Source organism: Petrotoga halophila DSM 16923 (assembly GCF_002924615.1).
Genome location: NZ_JALY01000175.1, coordinates 1 through 7,454, shown reverse-complemented (window position 1 = coordinate 7,454; position 7,454 = coordinate 1). Strand labels below are relative to the sequence as shown.

The window sequence follows — 7,454 nt, the reverse complement described above, 5'->3', positions numbered from 1 at the left end:
TTCACCCCGCAGCCCGCCCACAATTGGGGGAGGGCTCCGCCCTGTAACCCTTTAAAAACCTAAGTCTAATTTTTGAACATTACTTTATTTCTAAAATGTCTATTAAAAGTACTTAAATTATTTATTATATTAGAGAAGCTACATCCAATATTAGAGCTATTCTCCCGTCTCCTAAAATTGCACCTCCGCTAAACTCCTTAACATCATTCAGCAAAGACCCCAAAGATTTAATCACTATATCATCTTGACCTAATAATTTATCAACAACAACCCCATACTTTTTGTTTCCCACTTTCACAATAATAATATATTCGTTAGAAGAATCATTTTTCTTTTCATAACCAAATAACTTCCTTAAACGCACTATAGGCATTACTTCTCCTCTCAAAAGGAAGACTTCTTGACCTTGGACAACTTTTAACTCACCATCACTTATTCTTTGAGTCGTATCAATGTTGGCAATAGGTATAGCATAAACATGTTCATTTACAGTTATTAAAAGAGCTTCGATAATTGCCAAGGTAAGAGGCAAACTAATACTTATCTTTGTACCTTTTTCCTTTTTTGTTTCCAAAGAAATAGTACCCTTCAAACTCTCTATAGTGCTTTTAACTACATCCATTCCAACTCCTCTACCTGACAATTCTGTAGAAACTGTTTTAGTAGAAAATCCTGGTAAAAAGACGAAATTGTATATTTCCTCATCGCTTAATTTCGATGCTTCTGATGAGCTAGTCAACCCCTTATTTATAGCAGTGCGGAGTATCTCATTTTTATCGAACCCTTTTCCATCATCTTCGACTTCTATGATAACTCCGTTACCTTCATGCCTAGCTGATAACTTCAAAGTTCCGGTTTCAGGTTTACCTTTGGCCAAACGCTCGTGAGGGCCTTCTATACCATGATCTATGGAGTTCCGTAATAAATGAACTAACGGTTCACCTATTTCATCAACTACAGTTCTATCTAATTCTGTTTCTTCTCCTTGGATCACAAAGTTCACTTTTTTGCCCACCTCTTTTGCAAGATCTCGTACAAGTCTCGGAAATCTATTGAAGACAAATGCGACAGGAACCATTCTAATTTTCATAACAACATTCTGAAGATCTAATGTTATCCTTGAGAGTTGTGTTAAACTTTCATCTACTTCTTTTACATCGTACTTACTTAAAGTTTCAATGATTCTACTTCGAGCTATAACGAGTTCAGCCATTAAATTCATTAAATCATCCAATTTGTTTATATCTACTCTTATACTTTTCGAAAGCTTAACTTCTTTTTTATTGTTCTCTACACCCTCTTGCTTTGATTCTTTTTCCTCATCTTCATTCATTTCTTTTGATCCAAAGAGATTGTTCGTTGAAAATTCATCTACATAAACCGATTCCACTTCGGCAACTTTGTTAACAAGCTCTGCTATCTCTCCAATACTTTTAGAGGTAACAACCCCAAAAATCAACTCTTTATCAAAATTTTCTTTTTCTATTTCTTCAACACTAGGATACGTATAAACTATCTCACAACCGTTGTCTTCTAATTTGTGATGTATAGCGTAAGCTCTTGCCTGCTTTAACTGTACACCATCCTCTAAAATAACCTTCAAAATCAAAAAGTTTAAATTTCTTTCTTTTGCTTTTTCAAAAACATCCTCTAAAAGCTCCTTAGTTTCGTCGTCCATTTTAGAATAGATGCCATTATTCTGTTTATCTAGATTTTCTTCTTTTTCAGTTGTTTTATCCTTAGACGGTTTAGATGAACCTGTTGATTCTTCATAGGAGTCTATTTTCTCCAACAGTTTTTCCAGTTTTTCTACATCGCCGTTGCCTCCTTGTGCTATATCTGAAATACTTTCTTCTAATGCATCTGAGGCATTAAACAAAAAATCCATCAGATCATCGGCTAAATCAATCTTTTTATTTCTTAATGAATCTAATACATTTTCCAATTTGTGTGAAAATTTAGCCAATGTATCAAACTCCATTGTACCTGCCATACCTTTTAAGGTGTGGATTACTCTGAAAATATTGTTTATTATTTCTAGGTTACTTTTATCTTTTTCAAGTTCAAGTAGGAGATCATTAAGTTCTTGAATATCTTCTTTAGATTCCTCTAAAAAGACATTTAAATACACATCGTAATTCGACAATTCTATCCCCTCCTATTTCAAAGTATTCTTACCCTTTTCTAAGGATTTTGATTTCGAACCAAATTTAAAATATTCCAAAAAGCAAAGTAAGTGGCTCTTTTTCGAATTTCATCCCTATCCCCTGAAAAAACTTCTTTTACGGCAACAAAATCTTGGTTAGTGAGAAAACCAAACCAAACTGTGCCAACAGGTTTTTGCTCACTTCCAGCGCTTGGCCCTGCTATGCCACTAACAGATACACAGATATCGCTTTCCATAATTTTTTTTAAACCATAGGCCATTTCTTTGACGGTTTCTTCGCTCACAGCTCCATATTTTCCTATCGTTTCTTTTTTAACGTTCAATAATTTTACTTTTGAGTCATTAGAATACGTTACCACTGCAGCTTTAAGCACATTAGAAGCACCTGGAACGGATACCAATGTATCCGAAAGCATCCCTCCGGTACATGACTCAGCAAATGAAAGTGTTTTTGAAGATCCCATTAATGCTTCAAATAAAGTATTTTCTAAATTTTTAAAACCAATAAAATACTTACTAAATTGAGATAGTATCTTTTCCAATATAGGTTCGAAATTGTCATTTTTTCGCATTCTAATCCTTAAACTTGGACCAACATATTCTTCAATTTTAGTAGAGTAATCATTATTTTTTAAGATAACTGAAACCTCTTGCATTAACTCAGCTTCTGTTAAACCATAAAAATAAAGGGAATATTCTACATGATCTTTTTTCATATTACTTTTTAATTCATTATATATATACGTATCAAAGATTGCTTTCATCTCATTATATGGTCCGAGTAATAAATAAATAGTTTTACCTTTAACCTGAACTTTTTGTCCTGGTGCACTTCCTATAGGATTTGGTAGTATATCGGCATTTTTTAAAACATAGCTTTGTTTTTTTAAAACACTTAGGTATTTTCCGGTTTTGTTATAATAATAATGATTTATTTTCTCAGATAAATCTTCATTAAATACAATATCTATATTACAACTTTCAGAAACAGCTTGAACTGTTAAATCGTCTTCTGTAGGTCCCAATCCACCTGTAATAAATATTGTATCACACATTTTCAGTGCTTCTTCAATGGATAATTTTATCAAAGATAAATCATCTTTAACATTTGTTATTTTTAAGGTATCATATCCTATGTTTTTGAGCTTTTCAGCAAGGTATTTTGAATTTTTGTCTAATATAATACCTTCTGTCAGTTCATTACCTGTTGCAATTATACAAGACTTCAATGATGTCACTCCTATATGTTTTAGATAAACTAAACAACTATATTTTACCACATTTTTTTTCTTATTTTCATAATTTACTAATTTTAATATTTTTTGTGCTATCATTAAGCATTAAGGGGCAAGCCCCTTAAGATCCCCGAACGTTAAGGGGATCCCCCTTAAAAACCCCAAATCAAAGTCTAAATCATTAAAAAATATTGTTTGCACAATGCAACAAACTTAAAAAAGATTTTTGCACAAATCAGCAAAACAGGTGGGCAGCGGGGTGAAGGGGCGCTAAAGCAAACAAGACCCCAAGCTCTCAAGCTTATTAAAAAGTTTCCGAAAACTTTATGATAAAAGGAGTAGACATGAAGAGAGATATAAAAAAAGAAGCAGAAGAGATCATACATATATTCCCACGCATTAATTCTGAAACTGATCCTTACAAAGTTTTAATTGAAACGGTGCTTTCTCAAAGAACAAAAGATGAAAATACCGAAAAAGCTTTTAAATCACTTTTTTCTCGTTACAAAAATGTTTTTGAGATTTCTAAATTGAATCCTGAGGACCTATATGATCTAATCAAGCCAGCAGGTATGTATAAACAAAAATCTGAAAGAATTATCAATATTTCTAGAATTTTAATTGAAAAATATAATGGAAAAGTGCCAGATGAATTAGGAGAGTTGATTAAGCTGCCAGGAGTGGGGAGAAAAACAGCCAATATAGTTTTGTATGTATCTTTTGGTAAAGAAGCACTTGCAGTTGACACACACGTACATAGAATTTCCAATAGACTCGGTTGGGTGAAGACAAAAACACCAGAAGAAACGGAAGTCCAATTAAAAAAAATTATACCCTCTGAATTATGGGGACCTCTGAATGGTTCAATGGTGAATTTTGGTCAAAAAATTTGTAAGCCAATTTCTCCAAAGTGCATGGAATGCTTTTTGAAGGAAGTCTGCCCTTCAAAACGGGTATATAAAAACAAAAGCCGGTAAATTAATACCGGCTCTTATTTTTTAAAATCAAACTTTAAGGCATGATTATATTTCCATTATTTTTGCCCTTTTCTTTTTGATTTTTTCCAATACCTGCTCTTTCTAATTGATTTAACAGTTCTGGGGAGGCTATACTGATGTTACCTGCAGCTTCCTCTTGCTCAAGTAACTGTTTCATTTTTTCTTGATATTCTGCCATTCTTTTCTTCAAACTCTCTAAGTCATTATCGATCCATTGTATTATTCCCTTTGAGATTTCTTCGATTCTTTCATCGCTTAAATCCATCTTATCTTCACTTAGTTCATTTAAAGCACTTAATTCTTCTTTTACAGATTCCTTCACTTTGTCCTCATCCAACAGGTCATTTTTCTTGATTAACCTTAAAGCAACATTTGTTCTAAATTTTAAATCTTCTATAGAAATTTCTAAACTCTCCATACGTGCCATCAATGCTTGTAAAAGTTGGTCTAAAGAAACTTGCATTCGAATGCCTCCTTAAAATTCATCTTTTACTTTTAATTATACCATAAAATCTTTCAATTAAAAAATTCAGATTTCAAATCCCTTGTCATTAATTCGTAAATAGCCGTTTTAGGGTTTACGTCTTCGTATAGCACTTGATAGATTTTGGTAGCTATGGGCATTTCAATTTCTTTTTCTTTTGCGTCGTTATACACAGCTTTAGCCGTGTAAACCCCTTCTGCAACCATCACCATCTGTTCCAATATTGTTTTCAATGGCATATCTTTTGAAAGCATTTCTCCAACGTACCGATTTCTGCTATGTGAGCTAGTACATGTTACAACAAGATCTCCAATCCCCGCTAATCCCATAAACGTTTCTTTGTTTCCTCCATAATATGTTCCATACCTAATAATCTCAACCAAAGAACGGGTAATTAAAGCCGCTTTTGTGTTATCCCATTTTCCAAATCCATCTATTATACCCGCACCTATTGCATATATGTTTTTTATAGCACCGCTAATTTCTACTCCTATTAAGTCATTGTTAGTATATACCCTAAAAGTTTCGTTGCTAAAAATTTCTTGTATATATTTGTTAACCTGACTGTCTCTACCTGCAACTACAACCGATGTAGGAACATCTTTTGCTACTTCTTCTGCATGGCTGGGACCACTTAGGGTACAATAATTAAATCCTGATAGGTATTCCTCAAAAATTTTACTCGGTATTTTTCGGTTGTTAATTTCCATACCTTTTGATAGATTGACAAAAACGATATCTTTATTTATAAAAGAGCTTTTCTGAATTTGGCTTAATACCTCTGATATATGTTGAACAGGGATAGCTATAATTACAATTTGTGCGTTCTTTAGACTTTCATTTATATCCCCTTCAACATTTATTTCTTTTGAAGGAAGTTTTACGGTAGATAGATAGCGAGGATTACGTCCTTTTTTTATTTCTTGTAGGAGTTTTTTGTCTCTATCCCAAATTGTTACTTTTTGATGATTATCTACTAAATGCTTTGTTATAGCGGTTCCCCAACTACCTGCGCCCAAAACAGTTATATGAGACATTAATTCTCTATCTCCTTGGCGATTATATTCACCGCTTCCTTAACAGCAGGGGTTCTATAAGCTTTTGCTATATCATCTAATTTTATTAGCCAACCTTCTTTCATTTTGCTGACATTAACAAAGTAACTTTGAATATACCCTTCGTCTTCAGAAAAAACCTTCACTAAATATTCTGAACCATCTAATTTAGTATATATGTCCTTTATAACTATAGTTTTATTTTTACAAGATTTTTTAAATCCAACTAAAGATTGTAATTTATCGAAATCTACTTTCTTGATTTTCTGATGAGGCAAATCGAAATCCCCTTTTAACAATCTTTTTATTGTTTTTTTGCATCTTTTTTGTGCAATTAATAAATACTTTTTTCTTCCTTCATATTCCCATTTTTTTTCGTATCTTGTTTTGAATGGTAATTGGTTAACTTCGGAAATATTTTTTACTTCAAAACATCCGTTGTTTAAAAATTTTTCTTTAACATCAGAAGCATACCAAAAAACGTCGGTTGTTAAAATTACTTTTCCATCTACTTCTTCTAATACCGACGATAAGGTGTCTATAAACTTTTCGTCAAAAAGACGTTTTTTTGCATGCTTACTTTTTGGCCATGGGCATGGGAAGTTGACTATTACTTTATTAATCGAGTTGTCAGAAAAAAACTCCCTAATAGCGAATTTTGCATCTTCAAGAATTATTTGTATATTATTTAAATTATTTTGAAAAAGCTTCTTTTTGAATTTGTGACAAGAAGTTAGAGATGTTTCTATGCCAATGTAATTATAGTTATTATTCTCTTTGGCTAAATTTACTAAAAACTCTCCACCACCGAATCCAATTTCAATTATTAACTTATTGCTATTTCCAAAAATTTTATTCCATTCTAGAGGATATCTTTTTATGTCCTTTGGATTTATTTGATACATTTGTAAATAAGAATAAGAACTCAAAACTTTATTACCTCCCAAAAATGGGGGATATAATCGTGTTGATTGCAGAAATTGGCAAATTACTCGTTTACTGGGTAATTTTCTGGCGCCATTTCACCCAAATGTTTTTTAACCTTTAAATGTAATTTTGATTTTTTCCTTGCTGCATAATTTTTATGTACAGCACCATGTGATTTTGCAGTGTCAATAATTTTAAAAGACTTGCTTAATAACTGCATCAATTCTTCCCTTTCGGCATTCTCTTGAATTTTCTTGTCTATTTCCTTAGAAATTTCCTTAATCCTCTTTTGATATCCACGATTTTTTTGTCTTCTTTTTTCTGATTGTCTAACCCTTTTTTCTGCTGATTTTTTATTTGGCAATTTTTAAAATACCTCCTCAACTTTTTATTTTTTATTGTTTTTAGAAATTCTAAAACTTGGTATCAGCGCTTATTCATCCTCCCCTGCCCGCCGAGAGGGAGGGGAAGGGCTGCGCCCTGTAACCTCTCTTAAAATCGGAATCTTATTTTGAAAGTTATTTATTTCTAAAACCTGCTTTAGCGCCCTTCGCCCCGCTGCCCACCCCCAGACGTTAAGGGGTTCCC

Annotated in this window: 7 protein-coding genes; 1 reads left to right on the top strand and 6 read right to left on the bottom strand. The window is 32.7% G+C overall.

The genetic code is table 11. The features are described from left to right. Positions 1-124: 124 nt before the first annotated feature. Positions 125-2,146, bottom strand: a complete 2,022-nt coding sequence (locus AA81_RS08740; RefSeq protein WP_103898808.1) for a chemotaxis protein CheA — start codon at positions 2,144-2,146, stop codon at positions 125-127. Between the two features lie 38 nt (positions 2,147-2,184). Continuing rightward, the gene (locus tag AA81_RS08735; protein ID WP_169999708.1) at positions 2,185-3,396 is read right to left on the bottom strand and encodes a nicotinamide-nucleotide amidohydrolase family protein; all 1,212 of its coding nucleotides are present in this window, start codon (positions 3,394-3,396) and stop codon (positions 2,185-2,187) included. 350 nt (positions 3,397-3,746) lie between these two features. Here AA81_RS08735 and nth point away from each other — a divergent pair, with 350 nt between their 5' ends. Beyond that, complete coding sequence (gene nth, locus AA81_RS08730; protein WP_103898806.1) at positions 3,747-4,379, top strand: endonuclease III; 633 nt, start codon at positions 3,747-3,749, stop codon at positions 4,377-4,379. 34 nt (positions 4,380-4,413) lie between these two features. Here nth and AA81_RS08725 read toward each other — a convergent pair whose 3' ends face one another. Genes AA81_RS08725 through rpsT form a run of 4 tightly spaced genes read right to left on the bottom strand, consistent with a single transcriptional unit; the run spans position 4,414 to position 7,230 of the window. Then, positions 4,414-4,863 carry a hypothetical protein gene (locus tag AA81_RS08725; RefSeq protein WP_103898805.1) on the bottom strand — a complete coding sequence of 150 codons (450 nt, stop codon included), beginning with the start codon at positions 4,861-4,863 and terminating at the stop codon, positions 4,414-4,416. Between the two features lie 53 nt (positions 4,864-4,916). Further along, entirely contained in the window at positions 4,917-5,921 is a 1,005-nt protein-coding gene (locus AA81_RS08720) for an NAD(P)H-dependent glycerol-3-phosphate dehydrogenase (protein ID WP_103898804.1), read from the bottom strand. Continuing rightward, positions 5,921-6,868 carry a tRNA (guanosine(46)-N7)-methyltransferase TrmB gene (trmB, locus tag AA81_RS08715; RefSeq protein ID WP_103898803.1) on the bottom strand — a complete coding sequence of 316 codons (948 nt, stop codon included), beginning with the start codon at positions 6,866-6,868 and terminating at the stop codon, positions 5,921-5,923. Before trmB ends, AA81_RS08720 begins: the two co-directional genes overlap by 1 nt. A 59-nt stretch (positions 6,869-6,927) precedes the next feature. Beyond that, positions 6,928-7,230 (bottom strand): 30S ribosomal protein S20, encoded by a 303-nt coding sequence (rpsT, locus tag AA81_RS08710; protein WP_103898802.1) that lies wholly within the window; start codon positions 7,228-7,230, stop codon positions 6,928-6,930. Positions 7,231-7,454 lie beyond the last annotated feature (224 nt).

Bases quoted from the DNA above. Each gene is read 5' to 3' on its own strand.
- AA81_RS08720 (WP_103898804.1), bottom strand. From the start codon at position 5,921: ATGTCTCATATAACTGTTTTGGGCGCAGGTAGTTGGGGAACCGCTATA.
- nth (WP_103898806.1), top strand. From the start codon at position 3,747: ATGAAGAGAGATATAAAAAAAGAAGCAGAAGAGATCATACATATATTC.
- AA81_RS08725 (WP_103898805.1), bottom strand. From the start codon at position 4,863: ATGCAAGTTTCTTTAGACCAACTTTTACAAGCATTGATGGCACGTATG.